Below are 17,321 nucleotides of genomic sequence, written 5' to 3' on the forward strand. Positions count from 1 at the left end.
CTGCCCTGCTGAGTGTGCGGTCGCACCACGCTGCGCCCCCCTGGCCGGAAACGGCTGAGGGCCGGTCGTTCGTCTCAGGAGTGGGAGCCGAGGGGGCGCGGCCGGGGGCCGTGCGGGCGTGGGGGGACACGGCCATGAAGCGGACGGGACGAGTACGGAACTGGCGACTATGGGGGGCGCTCCTGGGAGCGGTGCTCCTCGTCGTCACAGCGGCGATGCCCTGCGTGGCCCTGGTGGGCGGCGATACGGACCGGGCCGTGGCCGCCACCGGGACGGATCCCACTCCGGGGCCCTCCGGCACGGCCGCGTCCCCCTCGGGGCCGCAGCCCGATCCACAGCCCACGGACACCGAGTCCGGCGACCCGGAGCCACCGCCCGATCCCGTGGACCCGACCCTGGGCCCGCAGGGCGAACAGGTGCCGCAGGGCGGGTCGTTCACGGCGACGGGCAGCGACTTCGACTGCTCCGACGGGGAAGGCCTCGCGGGCCCGCTGACGTTCACCGTGCAGGGACGGACGCCGGTGAGCGTGACGGTCGACGACAGCGGAGGATTCGCACAGCAGGTCTCCGTGCCGACGGACGCCGCCCCGGGACAGTACGAGATGACGGCGTTCTGCTCGGCCGTGGCCGACGGACCCACCGCCGAAGCCGTGTTCACTGTCGTGGCGGCGGCCCGGCCCGACCCGCGGCTCTCCCTGTCGTCCGACGCCGGAGAACCGGGCGACCACCTGACCGTCAGGGGTACGGGCTTCCTGTGTGACGCGGGAGCCGGGGTGGACGTCCTGTGGGACGGGCAGTCCGTCGCGGGCGGCACGCCCTCCGGGAGCGGAGGCTTCGCCGTCCCGTTCCACGTCCCGGCCTCCGCCGCGGAAGGGGGCCACGAGGTGACCGCGACCTGTCGCACCCCGCAAGACGTCCGGGCCTCGGCGACCTACAGGGTGAACCGACCGGTCGCCACACCCTCGGAGGACCCGCGGGAGGTCACGATCCACATGTCCGACTACCCGGCCGCCTGCGTCAAAGGGGCCATCGTCATCGGCGGCCGCCGACTGGACACCTGGCTGGACTCCGACTCGACCGAGGGCACGGCCGAGCGGGGCCGTTGGGAACTGATCGACCTCCACGCCCGGATCCCCGCTGCCATGACGGGCCGCCGGGACGTGAGCCTCGACTGCCCGGGACGGGAGCGGGAGAAGGCCGGAGAGATCACCCTTCCCGCACGGGACCCGCTGACGCTCTTCCAACTGCCCCTGGGATCCACCCGCTTCCCCGAAGGGAAGACAGGGCCGATCACGCCGACGCCGTCGAACAGCCCCACGCGCACGCCGGGCGGCGGCTCGGGCACGCCGGACGAGGACAAGGGCCATGACCACCCCGGTGGCTCGGGTTCCCCGCACGACCACGACAAGAAGGACCCGAAGGGCGAGGACGGGCACGGCTCGACCAGCAAGGATCCGGACCTCGGGCTCGTCGGCGCCCTGCGCACCCCGGCCGACGTCTCCTGGGCCCTGAAGGACCTGGCCGGATCGGTCGGCATGGCCGCCTGGTTCCTGGTGGTGGTCCTCCTGCTGGAGAGGGCCTTCCCCTCCCAGCTGGCCGACAACGCGCTGGGCCGCTGGTGGCTCCGCCGCCAGGAGCAGCGGCGGGCCCGGCCGCCGCGACTGCCCGGGTGGCTCAGGGCGTGCGGCTTCGCGCTCCTCGGCGGCTCCCTGGCCGTCTGGGCCGACACGGACACCACGGTGAGTCCGTCGACCGCGATCAAGATCGCCGGTGCGGCCGTGGGCATGCTGGTCATCCTGGTGGCCTACGAGAAGACCAAGGACTCCCTCCAGCACCCGCGCAGGGACGGCATCCGCTCCGAGCTGCGGGTGGTCCCCGCGGGCCTGCTGCTCGCGGGCCTGATGACGGCGATGTCCCGCTTCCTGGAGTTCCCGGTCCCCTACGTCTACGGCCTGGTCGCGGTCTATATGGCCCTCAGGTCGCCCCGCCGAAGGCCCGACGACCCCGACGACGGCCTGCCCAAGGGACAGGCGATCCTGATCGGCGGGATCTGCGTACTGTTCGCCGTGGTCCTCATCTGGGTCCTCGGCGCCCCCTTGCTGGAAGCCGCGCAGAAGGAGCACGCCGGGCCCGGAAGCATCCGGTACGTGCTCGCCTACGCCGTGGGGCTCGCGGTCGTCGCCGGCATAGAGGTCGTGGTGTTCGGTCTGCTCCCGCTGTCCGGCATGGACGGGCGCAGCCTGAAGGAATGGAGCAAGCCCGCCTGGTACGCCCTCTATTTGGTCGGCCTGACCTTCTTCTTCCACGTGCTGCTGCACAGCCTGCACCCGGGGGTGGGCAGCGAGCTGGCCGTCGACGGGGACCTGCGCTGGTGGACGCTCGGCATAGCCACCGCCCTGTTCCTGGCCTTCGGGGCCGTCTCCACGGCCTTGCGGTGGTACGTGGGGCGTGTCGAGCGGCGGCCCCGGACGGCCTGACGCCGATGGCGCCCGGCGGGCCCGCGGCCCGCCGGGCGCCCATGCGACCATGGCGTGTCATGACCACAGACGGGGGCCCCACCGAAGGCGAGCACGGGGCGGGCGGTTGGCCCGACACGGCCGGTGACACGGCGCTCACCATCAAGGTTCCCCAGGCCGATCCGCTGGTCCGGGCCGGGTTCCCCGCCCATGTGACCGTGCTCTACCCGTTCCTGCACGAGAGCCGCATCGACGCGCCGCTCCAGCGGGAACTCTCCGCGCTCTTCGCCGGGCACGACGCCTTCACCCTGACGTTCGCCGAGTTCGGCCGCTATCCGGGAGTGCTCTATCTGGAGCCGTGGCCGCGCGACCCGGTCCAGGCACTCACCAAGGACCTCACCCAGCGGTGGCCCGAAGCGGTCCCCTACCGGGGGATCTTCGGCACCGGACTCGACCCGCACCTGACGATCGCCACCAGCGAGGCGCCTGCCGCGCAAGAGGCCGCGTACGACGAGCTGGAGCGCGAACTCGCCCCCGCGCTGCCGCTGGTCTGCCCCGTACGCGCGGTCGAGCTCATCGCGTGGGACGGCGTGCGGTGGCAGGGCCGGGCCCGGTACCGGCTGGGGTGACGGCTCACTTGGGCGCGCGCCCCGTGCGCAGCATGCGCAGGACGGCTCGCTCGACGGGCCCCCGCGTCGCCGGGATCCCGTACGTGCCGGTGGCGCCGAGGCGCGGCAGGACGGCGGCCACGGTGACGCCCTCCTCGTACAGCTCGATGACCCGGGGGTTGATGTACGAGGCACGGCAGACGGCCGGAGTGTTGCCGAGGTAGGCGGCGACCTCCTGGACCGACCGGCTGATGGCGCGCTTGCGGGCCCGCTCGCTGTGCGCGGCGCCCTGGGACACGGCGAGGGCCACGGCCGCCATGACGGTCGCGTGCCAGGTCCTGAAGTCCTTGGCGGTGATCTCCAGACCGGCCAACTCCTTCAGGTAGGCGTTGACTTCGTCGCTGCTGAGCTCGTGCCAGTCGGGGCGCTCCCAGTAGGCGAACAGCCGGTCGCCGCCGCTGCGGCGGTGTGCCAGCGCGCTGAGACTGCGGCACGCGGGCGGGTCCGCGACCGCTTGCACCTGCTCCTTGCCCTGCTTGGAGGGGTAGGTGAACACCACCTCGCCGCGCTCGCGGCGGGTGTGCTCGCGCAGCAGCGTGGTGAGGCCGTAGGTGTCGTTCAGATCGGCGTAGCGGTCGCTGCCGATCCGGAAGAACCCCAGGTCGAGAAGGCGTACGGCGGTGGCGAGGACTCTCTGCCGGGTGAGCCCGCGGTCATCCAGGTGTGCCTCCACGGCCTGCCGCACCTTCGGCAGGCGGGCCGCGACGTCGAGGACGTGCTCGTGCTTGGCCCGCTCCTGTTCGGCGCGGAACCGCGGGTGGTACAGATACTGGCGGCGCCCGGCGGCGTCGGTGCCGACGGCCTGGAGGTGGCCGTTCGCCTTGGCGCAGATCCAGACGTCCTGCCACGCCGGAGGGATCACCAGTGCCTTGACGCGCTCCAGCTCGGCGCGGTCGCGTACGGGACGGCCGTGCGGATCGAGGTACCGGAAGCCGCGCCCGTGCCGTTTGCGGGCGTAGCCCGGCTCGGTGGGGCGGCTGTGGGAGAGGCGCACACGTACCTCCAGGACCTCGCGGCGGGCGGCCGTCGGCGCGCTTCAGCCCGCCGCGTTGTCGACGCGCAGGCGCACCTGCTCCGCCAGGCGCCGCAGGCTGTCGTCCAGCGCGGCGTCGACGGCCTCCTGGCCCGGGTCGTGGCTCTCGTCGAGGAAGGTGAGGTGCACCGTCGCCTCGCCGGAGCCGCCCTCGCCTCCGGTGACCTGGAGCCAGCCGGTGTAGCTGTCCTGGTCGCGGGTGCCCCATTCGAGCCGCATCTGCTCGCGTCGGACGCGCAGCTCGGCGGCGGTGTCCTCGTCCGTGCGGTCCTCGTGCACGGTCACGTCGGGGAGGTGCCCGGCCCGCACGTGGAGGGCACCCGGCAGCCAGCTGTCGAGCCCGTCGACGTTGGCGGCCTGGTCGAAGACGTACTCGGGCGGCGCGGGCATCGTGCGCGAACGCTCGTACTCGGTCATGGCGGTCCCGTCCTCGGGTGGCGGCCGTACGGCGGGACGGGTACCCGCCGTACGCGAACATGACCCCCTGGGGAGCCTCAGTGGCCGAGGGCCCGCTTGAGTTCCTTCTTGTTCATCGACGAGCGGCCCTCGATGTTCTTCTTCTTGGCCTCCTCGTACAGCTGGTCACGGGTGGGGCCCTGGGAGCCGCTGTGCGAGCGCTCGCCGCCGCGCTGGTACGCGGACTTCTTGTCCTGCGTCGAGGTCTTGCTCGCGGTCTTGGACTCGCCGGAGCGCGCCCGCTCCTTGTTGACCGTCCGGGCGGCGATTTCCTTCGCGCGCTTCGTGGACTCCCCGCGCTGCTCCGCGCTCTCCTTGATGTGCTCGTACTGGCGCTCACGCTTCTTGCTGGATCCAGCAGGCATGGGACGACCTCTCTCGGGTTTCTGTCTCCTGCGCGGTGACTCCCGTGTCCGGTCACTCGCTCGGGTCCGCGTGCGGTGCCGCGCTCGGGCTCGTGGCGGTCGACGGCCTTGCGGTCGACGGCCTTGACCAGGCCCCGTCGACCGCGCGGACGCGGCGCGCGGCGGTGCGGCGCGAGGTGCGGGCGGCTGCCGGCGGACGCATCCCTGGGCAGCGGTGCCGCTTCGCTGACGCGCCTCCTGTCCGAAGCACGCTGACCGTCTGCCCTTCCACTCTCCGGGCAAACGGACAAGGCCGCCTCTCGAGACGTCGAGAGGCGGCCCCGGGGGACACCGGTGACACGTGGCGCGGCCCGCTATCCGAGGCCACCGCCTCCGAAGCTGCTGCCGCGCCCCTTCCTGTGGTCCTTGGGGTCCTGTGAGGGGCTGGGGTGCGTGCTCGACTGGCCGTAGCCCTCTTTCAGCTCGTGCGGGGTGAGCCAACCGCCGTCGTGCGGTACCTCGTCCGGGTCCCGGTACTCCCGGACCTCCCTGACGGGCCCGTCCTCGGGGAGGTGCGGCTGTTCGTCCGGACGCGGCCGCCTGGCCTCCCGCGTCTGGACGCGGCGGCCCCAGATGAAGGCGGCGATGAGAACGCCGACCACGGCAAGACCGGCAATCCACATCAGCAGCGCCGTGCCGGAGGAAGCAGCGAGTTCCCACTCCATGGTCTTCATATGAGTGTTGTACCCGCCCCCGTCCGAAAAATAGCCAGTCATTTATGCCTCCCATATATTCGGGCGGAGATCCGCTGTTTCGTACTACGCGGCTTCGGATTTCCGTACTATGCGGCTTCGGAATAGGTATTCACTTTCCAGAGGCCGGGTGCCCGGGCCCGCTGAGTTCCGGGGCGGCCCGCATGCGCCGGACGGGATGGAGTTGCGGTCGTCGGGTGAGGGACCTCGGCGTGCTGGAGTAGCCCAGAGAGCGCCGCTCGGCCGCTCTCCTCTTCGGTCGGGCCCGGCCCGGTGCCCCCTTGGGTCAGCCGAGTGATTCCTCGGGGTGGGCCTGCGTCTGGAGCCGCCAGTACTCGCCCGGGCAGCCCGCGGGGAACGGCGGGAAACGATGGCCCTTCACATCGGTGCTCCAGTGGTGCCCGCCGCCGCAGTCGCATTCGTAGATCCCGCTGGAAGGCACGATCTCACCGGGATGCCATGTCCTCTTCTCCTCGCTCATGACTCCAGGTCTACGTCGGCCGTCCGCACTCCGCGACCCGGGCACGGGGGAGCGTCTTGCGGCCACGGCGGGCCGCACCGGCTCAGCGCAGCACGGCCGCCAGCAAGTCCGTGCCCAGCGCCGACAGGTCCGGCACGTTGAGGGCGTGGCGGACGTAGCGACCGTGCCGCCGGGAGGTGAGCAGGCCCGCGCGGCGCAGGACGGCGAGGTGGCGGGAGACCTCTGGGCGGGAGAGCTCCCAGGCGTGGGCCAGCTCGCCGGTGGTGTGGGGCCCGCGGGCCAGGGTGCGCAGCAGCCGCAGGCGCAGCGGATGGGCGAGGGCGTCGAGGCGCAGGGTGACCGTTTCCAGCGATACGGGCTCCGCCGGGCTCGGCCCGGCCACGGGGTACTGCACCACCGGCTGCCACCCGGGCGCGTGCACCACGACCAGGTGCGGGCTGCCGAAGACGCTGGGGATGAAGGTGACGCCCGTGCCGTGGGCGGAGGTCGCCTTGTCCTGGAGCTTGTCCACGACGATGCAGCCGCCGTCCGGCGCCAGGGCGACCGCGCCCGAGGCCGACGCGAGGGCCGCTCCGACGCCCTGGCGCCGCAGCAGGTCGTGCTTGAGGCGCAGGTCGGTGGCGAGCCGCACGGCGACACCGGTCCAGGCGGCGTCGAAGAACGCCTCGGCGCACAGTTCGAGGGTGTGGCGCACCCGGGCCCGCACGGCGTCCGGGTCGGCGAGCAGCCGCTCCGCGAAGGCCTCCTGCCGTGCGCCGCGGGCCTGGGCCAGGTCGAGGGCCCGCTCGCGCGCCCTCGCGTCGGTGAGGGGCGACGGCGCGGCGGAGCGCAGCCGGTCGCTGCCGCACGTGGTGACGAGCGCGGCGGTCACATAGGCCTCGTCGTCGATCCGGTCCACGTCGTCCAGCTCCTCGGCGAGGGTCGGCCGGGGCCGGGCGGGGAGCAGGAAGTCGGCCTGGGAGGAACGCCAGAGGAACTCCGCCTCCCGCAACCGCTCGGCCAGCTCCGGACGCAGCCCGGCCCGGACGTCCCCGGCCCAGGCGGCGAACTGCGGATGGTGCCCCGGCTCGGCCAGCACGTGCAGCATCGCGGTCAGTTCGGCCAGCGGGGAGGCGGCGAACCGCAGTCGCTCGGGCGGCAGACCGCTGATGTCGATCCTCAGCGTCATCCGCTCATCATCACCGGCCGGGTCATCCGCCATCATCACCGGCCGGGCCATCCGCTCATCATCACCGACCGGCCGACGGGCGACGGCGTCGGTTGACGGTGTCCGTCAACCGACGAGGTCAGCGGGGTCGCCGTACCCACCGTTGGCGCCATGGCAACCACCACCAAGATCGATCCTCGCGCCCTCGTCCGCGCCTTGGGCGGTCCGCGCTACGCCGTCGCCCTGGCCGTGGACGCGCTCGGCACCGGCCTGCTGCGGCCCTTCCTCCTGCTCTACGGCGTGACGGTCCTGAAGCTTTCCGCACCGGCCACCGGCATGGCCATGACGGCCGGAGTCGTCGTGGGCCTGGTGTGCATGCCGGGAGTGGGCCGCTGGCTGGACCGGGGCGCACGCAGCACGGTCGTGGCGGCCTCGATGCTGGTACGGGTCCTTGGCGTGGCGCTGCTCCTGGCCACCCCGGCGGGGCACGGGTGGCTGTTCGCGACGGCCGCGCTCTTCCTCGGCGCGGGCAACCAGGCCTGGCCCGCCGCGCACGCGGCGCTCGTGGCCACGGTCGCCCGGGGCCGGGACCGCGACGCGGCCCTCGCCGCGGGCCGTGCCCTGCGCAACGCCGCCCTGGGCGTGGGCGCGCTCATCGCCACCGCCTGCCTCGCGGGCGGCACCGCCGCGCTCCAGGCGCTCGCGGCCGTCACCGGCCTCGCCTACCTCGCCGCGGCGGCCTTGGCGTGGTCGGTGCGCCTCCAGGCGCGCCCGGCGACCGCCGACGACGCGCACGAGCACGACGGTCCCGCACCCCGGATGCGCGCGCTCCTCGCCGCCAACGTGATCTACGTCTTCTGCCTCAACGTCCCCGAAATCGCGCTCCCTCTGGTCCTGGTGACGCAGTTGCACGCCTCCCCGGTCTGGTCGGCGGCCATCTTCGTGGCCAACACGGTGCTGGTGGTCACCCTTCAGGTGCCGCTCACCGTCCTGCTGTCCCGCTACTCCCGGCGGGCCGTGCTGGCCGGTGCCGGTGCCGTCCTCGCCGTCTCCTACGTCGGCTTCCTCGCGGCCACCTCCCTGGGGCGCGGCTGGGGAGCCCCGGCCGTCGCCGCGGTCTCGGTGGTCTGCACCCTCGGCGAGATCATCTACGCGGGCAGCGCCACCGCCCTCGTCACCCATCTCGCCCCGGCCCGCGCCCTCGGCCGTGCGCTGGCCCGCTTCGAACTGTCCACGGGCTTCGGCCTCGCCGTCTCGCCCATGGCCATCACCGCGCTGGCGCCCCACGGCCCGACGGCTCTGTGGGGCGGTCTCACCGCCGCGACGCTCGTCTCGGCCGCGGCCGTCGCCACGGAGAAGGACGGCGGAACGCGCCCGAGGGGCCGCGCGGGAGCCAGCTCATGAACCGAGGGGCCACAAGCGATGCCGCCGGCCTGCGGACTGGTGCCAGTGCGGTGCCACGGCGGGCCCATGCGCCCCCGCGAGAGCTGTGGCATATGCCGCACTCCCGAGGTGGGGTGTCCCAGGCGGAGTGCCCTGACCTGCGCACTTGTGATTCTGTCGCGAGGTGGCGCCACGGATGATGGCCATGGCGCCATAAATGGCTCGCCATGGCGCCACGGGTGTGCCATGATGGCGGCATGAGGGGGCGCCCCTCGGTCTCACCGGCCGAGGGGCGCGCGTTTCGCGGAGAACCATCGAAGGGGTCGGACCATGGAGACAGCGCAGAGCCAGCAGCAGGTGGCAGCACCGGGCGCCGTCACCGCCTTCGCCCGCTTCGTGCTCTGCGGCGGCGGCGTGGGTCTCGCCTCCAGCTTCGCCGTGGCGGGCCTCGCCGCCTGGCTGCCCTGGGCCCTGGCCAACGCGCTGATCACCGTGGTCTCCACGCTCCTCGCCACCGAGCTGCACGCCCGCTTCACCTTCGGCAGGGGCGGCCGGGCGACCTGGAGCCAGCACATGCAGTCGGCCGGGTCCGCGGCGGCCGCGTACGTCGTCACCTGTGTGGCGATGTTCGTCCTGCAGCAGCTGGTGGCGGCGCCCGGCGCGGTCCTTGAGCAGGTCGTCTATCTGTCGGCCTCCGCGCTCGCCGGTGTGGCGCGGTTCGTGGTCCTGCGCGTCGTCGTCTTCGCCCGGAGCCGCTCGCGGGCCGCGGCCCCCGCCGCCAGCCCCGCCGCTCCCGTGCACGCCACCGTGGCCCGCGCCGCGGTCCCGGCCCGACCCGCGGTGCTCTGCCGCGCTGCCTGACCGCTCCGCTCGACCGGGATGTGCGGACCGGCACGTTCGGACCGGTACGGCCCCGCAGGGAAGACGTACGGCGTCGAGAGCCCGGCCCGTCCGCCAACGGGCTCAGATTCCCTACGCCGAGCACGCACAGTGCTGCGGACCGCGCGGCCCGGTGGGATCCTTTCGGCAGGCAGCGCAGCGTACGTACGGGCTGTCCAGGGGGATGCGATGCGGACAAGGCGACGCGTCAGAGGTGTGAGCGCGACGGGCCTCGCGGTGGCCCTCGTGCTGTGCGGAGCGTCGGGCTGCGGGGGCGGGGGAGGGACCCCGTCGGACCCGGGCGGCGGCTCCGACCGGTCCGCCTCCGCGCCGTCCGGAGAGCCCGGCGCGAACGCGCCCAGCGGCCACGGCGGCGGAGACCGCGGCGGCGGCGCGGGCGAAGGCGGGGACGAAGGCGGGGACGACATCCCGCCGGTCTCCGCACCACCCGTCGAGCCCGGAGGCACGGGCGGCTCCGTCGGCGGCATCGGCGTGTACCCCGGCGGAGACACCGGCGGCAACGGCGGTGGGGAACCGACCGCGTCCGGGGGCCTTTCCGGCGGCGCCACCACCGACCCTCCGCCGCCCCCGTGCGGCGACCCCGGCAGCGCGGCCGCCACCTGTCCGCCGTCCACCACGCCCGAAGCCTCCGAGGACGTCCCGCCCACGACGGGCGACGGGTCCTGAGCCGCCGATGACCGCACCGGACCCACCACGGCGCAGACCAGGCCGTACGACACCACCGCGGGGAGCGGGCCCGCGCCGCCGTCCCCTGCCCCGGCCCCGCGGGCGCGGCCCCGTCCGCCCGGCCCCGCGCCCGCCACGGGCGCGTCAACCGCCGGACGCACCGTCGGACACGCCACCGAACGTGCCCCCCGACGCGCCCTCGGACGCCGACACCGGCGGTCACCTGGAGTACGCCAACTCCCTGCTCGGCGCGGGCTCCTTCGTCGTGGCGCTGATGCTCTACGCGGGCTACCTCTACGTCGAGGCGTTCTACAGCTACTTCCACCTCGGCACGTTCGCCGTCGGGTTCGACTCGCTGGAGTTCGCCCTGCGGAGCCTGCGGCTCGTCACGCTGCCGGTGTTCGCCGCCCTCGCGGTGCTCGTCCTCATCCCGTACGCGCCGGAGCTGATGGCCCTGCTCGGGGTCCCCGAACGCCAGGTGCGGGCCGTGCGGGCGTACGGCCACACCCTCGCGCGGCTGCACCCCTTCCTCATCGTCGCCGGGGTCGTCCTGGTGCCCCTGTGGCACCTGCTCCGCGGCCTGAACTGGATCGCGCCGCTCTGCGTCGCCGTGGGGCTGCTGCTCGGACAGACCTCGGCGGCGACCGCCCGCTCGCCCCGGCGGCGACGCACGTGGGAGCGAGCCGTGTCCCTCGTGGTCGCCGGGGTGTTCCTGATGTGGGTCGTGGCCCTGGCGGCCAGTGACCTGGGCCGCCACGACGCGCGGCGCACCTCGCACCGCCTCGTGAACCGCGTGGCCATCGTCGTCCTCAGCACCGAACGCCTCAGCCTGACCGGCCCCGACGTCGTCGCCGAGGACCTCGGCAAGGGCCTGCGCTACCGCTACCGCTACAGCGGCCTGCGACTCCTGGTGGAGCGCGACCACCGCTACTACGTCCTTCCCCTGGGCTGGCGGGAGGACAGGGACGCCACCTTCGTCATCGAGGACGACGACACGGTCCGCGTCGAACTGCGGCCCGGCGCCCGCGCCGAAGGAGCGGCCACGCGGGGCTGACCGACCGGAGGTCAGGACGGACAGAAACCGTTGGTCGAGGGAGCGGCAAGGTCGTTACCGTGAGATCGTGCTGCCTCCCCGACAGCGAAGCACGGCCATGACCATCCCCGGACGAGACGTACGCGCCGCCTTCCGACTGGTCGGCCCGGCCGTTCGCCTGCCCGGCGGGGAGGGCCGGAGCGTGCGCGTGGGCGACGTGGTGCTCAAGCCGACCGGCCCGGACCCCGAGTTCGCCGAGTGGCTGGGCGACATCATGGCCTCGGTGGTGGCGGACGGCTTCCGTGTCGCGCGGCCCCTTCGGGCCACGACGGGGTCCTGGAGCCACGACGGCTGGACCGCGTCCCACGTCGTCGCCGGGGCCGAACCCGACCACGCCGCCGCACCCCGCTGGGGCGAGATCATCGCCGCGGGGCGCGCCTTCCACCGCGCGCTGGCCCACGTGCCCCGGCCCGGCTTCCTCGACCGCCGCCGCGACTGGTGGGCGACCGGCGACCGGGTCGCCTGGCAGGAGCAGGACGCCGACCCGCTCCCCGCGGTGCGCGCGCCGTACACCGCACTGACCTCGTTGTTCGGGCCGAAGCCGCAGGCCAGCCCCCAGCTCGTGCACGGCGACCTCACCGGCAACGTCCTGGTCGCGCCGGGTCTGGCCCCGGCCGTCATCGACTTCTCGCCCTACTGGCGCCCACCGGCCTTCGGCGAGGCCGTCGTGGTGGCTGATGCCCTGATCTGGCACGGCGCGGGCCCCGGCCTGCTCCACGAGGTCGTCTCCGCGAACGGACCCGACGTCGTCCCGTACGTCGCCCGCGCCCTCGTCTTCCGTCTCGTCACGACCAACGAACGCCTCCGCGCAAGGCCGACGGAGCAGTCCCGCGCCACGATCGCCGAGATCCGCCGGTACGCGGACGCGGCACGGCTTCTCGCCGACATCGCCTCGCGCCCCGGCGGTTGACACCGTCGGCCGACCGCCGCCGGAAGCGCACGTCCGTCAGCTGCCGATCGTGGCCAGTGCCGGACGGAAGGAGGAACGGGCGCCACCCACCTGCTGCGGCACCGACCACGTATTGCCGACGAGCCTGCTCCACCAGACCTGCTCGTCGCCCGTGACGCCCTTCCAGGTCGCGTAGAGGTATCCGGAGTTCACGGCGAGGGCGGGGCCGACGCTGCTGCGTGCTCCCGGCACCCCGCGCGGGCTCAGCCACGTGTTGCCGGAAAGGCGGCTGTACAGGATGTTCTCCTCGGCGTCGGTGGACTTCCACGCCAGGTACAGGCCCCCCTCGGGAGGACTGGCCAGGGCCACCCCGGCGCGGGTCGTGGCGGCCGGTACCGCTTCCGGGCCGGTCCAGTTGTTGCTGCCCGAGCCGCCGCCCAGGTACCTGTTCCACCAGATCCGCTCGTCGCCCTCGGAGCCCTTCCACACCATGTGCGGTACGCCGGTGCCGTAGCGGTCGAAGGCCAGGGCGGGACCGAAGCTGGAGTTGGCGCCGGGAACGACCTGGTTGCCCGACCACCCTCCGTTCCATCGGTTCCACCAGATCCGCTGGTCGCCCGTGACGCCCTTCCAGGCCTGGAACACGCCCGCGTACGGGGCGAGCGCCGGGCCCACCGAGCCGTTGGCGTCGGGCACCCGCTCCGGCCAGGTCCAGGAGGAGCCGTCGAACCGGGCCACCCAGATTCCTTCCTCGCCCGAGCCCCTCCAGGTCAGGTACAGCGGTCCGCCGGGCGGCCCGGCCAGGGCGACCCCCGCGCTCGACAGGGCGCCGGGCACGCGCTGCGGTACGGACCAACTGCCGTTGTCCCAGCGGTTCCACCAGACCTGCTCGTCGCCCGTGACGCCCTTCCACGCCATGAACGTCGTGCCGTCGGGCACGCCGTTCCTCCCGCGTGCGGATCGCTCGGACGCGTGGGTGCCCGGCGCGGCGATCGTCGGTACTCCGGCCGCCACCGCGGCTGCCGCGCCCACGCGCAGCACTTGGCGGCGGCTGGGTAATGCGTGTGTCTCTGAGTCCTTCAACGTTCCCCCTCGGCTCGTGAACTCCGTCAACCCGCCTCTCCGTGGTCGCGGGCACACCGACTATGCCGAGGGGCACCGGCGGAGGACCAGCCCCCGTCCCGCTCAGCGGAACGGGCGGCGAGGCGGCCCTGGTCAGCGCCGGTCGCGCGTCGGCCAGGTCCGGCTATTTGGCCAGATAGCCGCCGTCGACCACATGGTCGCTGCCCGTGACGTACGAGGCGTCGTCGGACACCAGGAACGAGACCAGGGCGGCGACCTCGGCCGGGTGGGCGGTGCGGCGCAGGGGGAGGGAGCCGACGAGGCCGTCGACGGCGTGGGGCGGCAGCTGTGCCAGCAGGGGCGTGTCGACGACGCCCGGTGACACGGACAGGACGCGCAGCCCCCGGTCGGCGTACTCGCGGGCCGCGGTCCGGGTGAGGGCGAGGACGCCCTGCTTGGCGGCGGCGTACGCGGCGTGGCCGCGGAAGCCCGAATGCGCCGCGATGGAGGCGAGGTTGACGATGACGCCGCCCGGCGCCATCGCGGGGAGCTGACAGCGCAGCGCGTGGAAGACGCCGTAGAGGTTCACCTTCATCACGGTGTCGAAGTCGTCGGGCGAGAGGTCGGCCAGCGGGTCGAGCGGGCCCATGACCCCCGCGCTGTTGACCGCGACGCGCAGGCCCGCGCGCAAACCGGCGGCCTCCGTGACGACGAGGCCGACGCTGTCGGGGTCGGTGACGTCGACGCGGCGGGGCAGGGCGGTGCCACCGGCCGCCGTGATCTGCCCGGCCACCCGCCGCGCGCCCTCCTCGTCGAGGTCCGCGACCACCACGAGGGCGCCCTCCGAGGCGAGCCGCGCCGCGCACGCGGCACCGATCCCCGAGGCGCCACCGGTCACCAGGGCGACCCGGTCGCGCAGCCGGGCGGGCCCCGGGCCCGGGTCGGCCGACGGCTGTGCGTGCGCTGTCATGTGGGGCTCCTCGCCAGGGCGTACGGGACGGGTCAGGACGGGCGGGCCTGGGCGCTGAGCAGCAGCCGGTCGGGGCGCAGGACCGTTCCGGCCAGGGGACGCACGGGGGCGGAACCGGCCGGGCGCAGACGTCGGCGGGCCGTGAACGCGGCCAGGGCCAGGGTCAGTTCGGTCCAGGCGAAGTCCTCGCCGAGGCACAGGCGACTGCCCGCGCCGAAGGGAAGGTAGGTGTGGCGCGGCGCCTTCGCGGCGGCCCGGCCCGGCCAGCGGTCGGGAGCGAAGCGGTCGGGCTCCTCGTACAACTCGGGGTCGTGGTGCAGGGCGTACGGGCTGAAGAACACCTCGGCGCCCGGCGGGAGCCGTACGCCGCCGAGGGTGACCGGCCGCACCGCGCGCCGCATCAGCAGCCACGACGGCGGATGCAGCCGCAGCGCTTCGGTCAGCACCTGCCGGGTGTAGACCAGGGCGGGCAGGTCGCCGAAGGCGCAGGGGCGTCCGGCGAGCGCGGTGTCCAGCTCGTCGTGGAGGCGCCGCTGGACATCGGGGCGGCGGGAGACCTCGTACAGCGTCCAGGCCAGGGACGCGCTGACGGTGCCGGTACCGGCGAGGAAGAGGGTGATGAGCTCGTCGGTCACCTCGGCGTCGGTCAGGGTGCCGTCCGGGCCGCCGGTGAGCAGCAGCGTCGACAGCAGGTCGCCGCGGTCGTGGCCGGTGGCGCGATAGGCGTCGACGACGCGCTGCTGGACGGCGACGAGGCGGCGCAGCGGGCCGTCGTCCGGGGGCCGCCACGCCGGAAGGAGCGGGAGGCGCTCGGCCCAGGCGTGCAGCGGGGACAGGGCCAGGCGCATCGCGTGGTACTTGACGGACAGCCAGTCCTTGACGGCGGCGTGCAGGTCGGGGTCCTGCGGCGCCGCGAAGAGGGTGCGCAGCAGGATGTCGAGGGCGAGGCGGTCGATCTCCGGCACCAGGTCGAGCGTCGTCCCGGGCTCCCAGGCCGCGGCCCGGGCCAGGGAACGCTCGGCCATGACGTCGGCGTACCGGGCGATCCGGTCGTGGTGGAAGGCCGGTTGCAGCAGGCGGCGGTGGCACAGGTGACGGTCGCCCGCGGCGGTGATCAGGCCGTCGCCGAGCGGCACGCGCAGCGCGTCGAACATCGCGCCCTTGTCGAAGGAGCGGGCCTGCGACGTCAGCACCTCCCGGACCAGGTCCGGCGAGGAGACGACATGGACCGGGCGGGGGCCGACGTAGATCTTCGCCACCGGCCCGTACCGCCGCAGCTCGCGCACGAACCGCAGCGCGTCACCGCGGAAGCGTCCGGCGTGCCCGGTCAGTGGCCGCCTGCCGGGTACGACGGGGGCCCGGACGCTCCCGGGCAGTGTGTCGGGCCGCATGTCAGCCCTCCTGCGGAGCGTGCGCGGCGGCCAGACGTCGCTTCCCGGCGAACAGGCCGTCCGCGGCGAACGCGTGGGTGTGCGTCGGGAAGTGGGTGAGCAGCGGCCGGGGCCCGTACATGAGCGGTACGCCCGGCCAGGTGCCGTCGGCGCGCTGGGTCTCCAGGAGGTAGGCGAGCCCCTCGGCCCAGTGGCCGGCGTCCAGGAGGCCGCCGCGTTCCAGGGCGGCGAGCGCCAGGCCGGTGGCCGCGGGGGCGCTGGGGCCGCCCGCCTCGACGGGCCAGCCGCCGTCGGGGTTGCGGGTCTCGGCCAGCGCCCGGGCGGCGGGGTGACCGACCTCGAGGGCCGCGGCGCCGACGGCGGGCAGGACCTCGGCGGTCGCGTACGGCAGGCCCCGGTACCACCCGGCGTGCCAGCGCCCCTGGGTGCGGAGGCGCTCGGCGAGCCAGCGGCGTGCGGTGGCCGACCGCGTGCGGTGGCGGCCCTGGTGGCGGTCGAGCGCGGTGACGACATGCGCGATCACGTCGTCCACGGGAGGATCCCCGGCGGACTGCCAGGTCCGCCACAGCCCGTCGGGCGTCTGCTGCCCGGCCAAGTGGCGCAGCGCGGCCCCGACCGTCGTGCCGGGCACGCCGCTCGCGCCGCCCAGCGCGATCAGGGCGGCCGCGGTGGTGTCGTTGTCGGACTCGACGCCCGAGCGGTACGGCCAGCCGCCGTCCGGGTTCTGCGCCTCGACCAGGAACGCGACGGCGGCCGGAAGGCCCCGGCGGTCGAAGGCCGCCGCGCCGCGAAAGGCCCGCACGGTCAGCGCGGTGTCCCAGACGTCGCTGGTGGCGAAGCGCCAGGTCCCGTCGGGGTGCTGGCCGGTGATCAGATTCCGGGCGGCGCCGAGGGCGGCGGCCGTGCCGGGCGCGGCGGCCTGGAGCGCGAGCGCCGCGAGAGCGGTGGTGACCGGGTTGGCGAAGAAGTCGCCCGCCGGGGACTGCTCGTCGGCGATCGCACGGGCGGCGCGCCGGGCGGCCGGCCGGTTGCCGTGGGCCGCCTCCACCAGGGCGTGGGCGGCCCAGAGTTCCACCCGGGTCCAGCGTTTGAGGCGCCCCGGGGTGGCGAGGGCGGAGGCCAGCAGGGTGCGCAGCGCGGCGGGCCCGGTGCCGCCGTGCGTCGCCCGGCCCGTGTGCAGGGCGATGGCCTGGATCAGCCGTGCACGGGCCGACAGCGCCCGGTCCGCGAAGGAGGGGTGGCTCACGTCTATGGGACCGCCGGTGCCCAGGGCGAGTGACAGCAGCGCCGCCTCCACCGCCTGGGCCACCGGATGGTGGTCCTGCGGAACGGCCCCGCCCGCGAGCCAGACCCGGCCCCGCTCGGCCGCCCGGTCGGCGCCGGGGTGCGGCGAGCGGGCCAGGGCCAGCGTGCACAGCGCGGTCTCGGTGATGCGCGGCCCCGGCAGGGACGACCACGAGCCGTCGGGCCACTGGGTGGCGAGGGCATGCCGGGTGGCGAGGCCGAGCGCACGGTCCACGGCGGTGGCGAGCGCGGGCGGCAGGGGCCTGGCGCGGGTGGGCGGTGTGCGGGGCGGGAGCGGGGCATCCGGCGTGGGCGCCGAGTCCGACGGCGGTGGTGGCTCCGATGC

Annotated in this window: 17 protein-coding genes; 7 read left to right on the forward strand and 10 right to left on the reverse strand. The window is 74.4% G+C overall.

Annotated features, from left to right (window positions below; all coding sequences use genetic code 11):
- Positions 1-134 precede the first annotated feature (134 nt).
- Both C9F11_RS39740 and C9F11_RS39745 read left to right on the forward strand, forming a co-directional pair.
- Positions 135-2,477: an FGLLP motif-containing membrane protein gene (locus C9F11_RS39740; RefSeq protein ID WP_138964984.1), complete on the forward strand. Its 2,343-nt coding sequence runs from the start codon at positions 135-137 to the stop codon at positions 2,475-2,477.
- Positions 2,478-2,536: 59 nt separating this feature from the next.
- Positions 2,537-3,085 carry a 2'-5' RNA ligase family protein gene (locus C9F11_RS39745; RefSeq protein WP_138964986.1) on the forward strand — a complete coding sequence of 183 codons (549 nt, stop codon included), beginning with the start codon at positions 2,537-2,539 and terminating at the stop codon, positions 3,083-3,085.
- Positions 3,086-3,089: 4 nt separating this feature from the next.
- Here C9F11_RS39745 and C9F11_RS39750 read toward each other — a convergent pair whose 3' ends face one another.
- The 6 genes from C9F11_RS39750 to C9F11_RS39775 all read right to left on the reverse strand — a co-directional run bounded on the left by C9F11_RS39750 (position 3,090) and on the right by C9F11_RS39775 (position 7,358).
- The gene (locus tag C9F11_RS39750) at positions 3,090-4,118 is read right to left on the reverse strand and encodes a DNA topoisomerase IB (protein ID WP_138964988.1); all 1,029 of its coding nucleotides are present in this window, start codon (positions 4,116-4,118) and stop codon (positions 3,090-3,092) included.
- Positions 4,119-4,160: 42 nt separating this feature from the next.
- The gene (locus tag C9F11_RS39755; RefSeq protein WP_138964990.1) at positions 4,161-4,574 is read right to left on the reverse strand and encodes an SRPBCC family protein; all 414 of its coding nucleotides are present in this window, start codon (positions 4,572-4,574) and stop codon (positions 4,161-4,163) included.
- Positions 4,575-4,651: 77 nt separating this feature from the next.
- Entirely contained in the window at positions 4,652-4,978 is a 327-nt protein-coding gene (locus tag C9F11_RS39760; RefSeq protein ID WP_138964992.1) for a plasmid stabilization protein, read from the reverse strand.
- Positions 4,979-5,331: 353 nt separating this feature from the next.
- On the reverse strand, positions 5,332-5,691 hold the full coding sequence (locus C9F11_RS39765) for a DUF6479 family protein (protein ID WP_138964994.1): 360 nt from the start codon (positions 5,689-5,691) through the stop codon (positions 5,332-5,334).
- Positions 5,692-5,995: 304 nt separating this feature from the next.
- On the reverse strand, positions 5,996-6,190 hold the full coding sequence (locus C9F11_RS39770) for a hypothetical protein (RefSeq protein ID WP_138964996.1): 195 nt from the start codon (positions 6,188-6,190) through the stop codon (positions 5,996-5,998).
- 82 nt (positions 6,191-6,272) lie between these two features.
- Positions 6,273-7,358 (reverse strand): helix-turn-helix domain-containing protein, encoded by a 1,086-nt coding sequence (locus tag C9F11_RS39775; RefSeq protein WP_138964998.1) that lies wholly within the window; start codon positions 7,356-7,358, stop codon positions 6,273-6,275.
- Between the two features lie 150 nt (positions 7,359-7,508).
- On the opposite strand from C9F11_RS39775, the gene C9F11_RS39780 reads away from it, so the two are divergent.
- The 5 genes from C9F11_RS39780 to C9F11_RS39800 all read left to right on the forward strand — a co-directional run bounded on the left by C9F11_RS39780 (position 7,509) and on the right by C9F11_RS39800 (position 12,289).
- On the forward strand, positions 7,509-8,741 hold the full coding sequence (locus C9F11_RS39780) for an MFS transporter (RefSeq protein WP_138965000.1): 1,233 nt from the start codon (positions 7,509-7,511) through the stop codon (positions 8,739-8,741).
- A 309-nt stretch (positions 8,742-9,050) separates the two neighbouring features.
- Positions 9,051-9,581 carry a hypothetical protein gene (locus C9F11_RS39785; protein ID WP_138965002.1) on the forward strand — a complete coding sequence of 177 codons (531 nt, stop codon included), beginning with the start codon at positions 9,051-9,053 and terminating at the stop codon, positions 9,579-9,581.
- 234 nt (positions 9,582-9,815) lie between these two features.
- Positions 9,816-10,286, forward strand: a complete 471-nt coding sequence (locus tag C9F11_RS39790) for a hypothetical protein (protein ID WP_138965004.1) — start codon at positions 9,816-9,818, stop codon at positions 10,284-10,286.
- 181 nt (positions 10,287-10,467) lie between these two features.
- Complete coding sequence (locus tag C9F11_RS39795; RefSeq protein WP_249402075.1) at positions 10,468-11,340, forward strand: hypothetical protein; 873 nt, start codon at positions 10,468-10,470, stop codon at positions 11,338-11,340.
- Positions 11,341-11,407: 67 nt separating this feature from the next.
- Positions 11,408-12,289: a phosphotransferase gene (locus tag C9F11_RS39800; RefSeq protein ID WP_138965006.1), complete on the forward strand. Its 882-nt coding sequence runs from the start codon at positions 11,408-11,410 to the stop codon at positions 12,287-12,289.
- A 36-nt stretch (positions 12,290-12,325) separates the two neighbouring features.
- Here C9F11_RS39800 and C9F11_RS39805 read toward each other — a convergent pair whose 3' ends face one another.
- The 4 genes from C9F11_RS39805 to C9F11_RS39820 all read right to left on the reverse strand — a co-directional run bounded on the left by C9F11_RS39805 (position 12,326) and on the right by C9F11_RS39820 (position 17,210).
- Positions 12,326-13,207, reverse strand: coding sequence for a hypothetical protein (locus C9F11_RS39805; RefSeq protein WP_138965008.1), 882 nt, complete (start codon positions 13,205-13,207; stop codon positions 12,326-12,328).
- 307 nt (positions 13,208-13,514) lie between these two features.
- Positions 13,515-14,300, reverse strand: coding sequence for an SDR family oxidoreductase (locus C9F11_RS39810; protein WP_346347432.1), 786 nt, complete (start codon positions 14,298-14,300; stop codon positions 13,515-13,517).
- Positions 14,301-14,332: 32 nt separating this feature from the next.
- Positions 14,333-15,691: a cytochrome P450 gene (locus C9F11_RS39815; protein ID WP_138965010.1), complete on the reverse strand. Its 1,359-nt coding sequence runs from the start codon at positions 15,689-15,691 to the stop codon at positions 14,333-14,335.
- 1 nt (position 15,692) lies between these two features.
- Positions 15,693-17,210, reverse strand: coding sequence for a prenyltransferase/squalene oxidase repeat-containing protein (locus C9F11_RS39820; RefSeq protein ID WP_138965012.1), 1,518 nt, complete (start codon positions 17,208-17,210; stop codon positions 15,693-15,695).
- Between the last annotated feature and the right edge of the window lie 111 nt (positions 17,211-17,321).

This window comes from Streptomyces sp. YIM 121038, assembly GCF_006088715.1.
In the GTDB taxonomy this organism is placed as follows: Bacteria; Actinomycetota; Actinomycetes; order Streptomycetales; family Streptomycetaceae; genus Streptomyces.

What these genes read in the sequence shown, in the direction of transcription:
- C9F11_RS39740 (WP_138964984.1), top strand. Translation starts at nt 135, where the DNA reads ATGAAGCGGACGGGACGAGTACGGAACTGGCGACTATGGGGGGCGCTC.
- C9F11_RS39745 (WP_138964986.1), top strand. Translation starts at nt 2,537, where the DNA reads ATGACCACAGACGGGGGCCCCACCGAAGGCGAGCACGGGGCGGGCGGT.
- C9F11_RS39755 (WP_138964990.1), bottom strand. Translation starts at nt 4,574, where the DNA reads ATGACCGAGTACGAGCGTTCGCGCACGATGCCCGCGCCGCCCGAGTAC.
- C9F11_RS39760 (WP_138964992.1), bottom strand. Translation starts at nt 4,978, where the DNA reads ATGCCTGCTGGATCCAGCAAGAAGCGTGAGCGCCAGTACGAGCACATC.
- C9F11_RS39765 (WP_138964994.1), bottom strand. Translation starts at nt 5,691, where the DNA reads ATGAAGACCATGGAGTGGGAACTCGCTGCTTCCTCCGGCACGGCGCTG.
- C9F11_RS39770 (WP_138964996.1), bottom strand. Translation starts at nt 6,190, where the DNA reads ATGAGCGAGGAGAAGAGGACATGGCATCCCGGTGAGATCGTGCCTTCC.
- C9F11_RS39775 (WP_138964998.1), bottom strand. Translation starts at nt 7,358, where the DNA reads ATGACGCTGAGGATCGACATCAGCGGTCTGCCGCCCGAGCGACTGCGG.
- C9F11_RS39780 (WP_138965000.1), top strand. Translation starts at nt 7,509, where the DNA reads ATGGCAACCACCACCAAGATCGATCCTCGCGCCCTCGTCCGCGCCTTG.
- C9F11_RS39785 (WP_138965002.1), top strand. Translation starts at nt 9,051, where the DNA reads ATGGAGACAGCGCAGAGCCAGCAGCAGGTGGCAGCACCGGGCGCCGTC.
- C9F11_RS39810 (WP_346347432.1), bottom strand. Translation starts at nt 14,300, where the DNA reads ATGACAGCGCACGCACAGCCGTCGGCCGACCCGGGCCCGGGGCCCGCC.
- C9F11_RS39815 (WP_138965010.1), bottom strand. Translation starts at nt 15,691, where the DNA reads ATGCGGCCCGACACACTGCCCGGGAGCGTCCGGGCCCCCGTCGTACCC.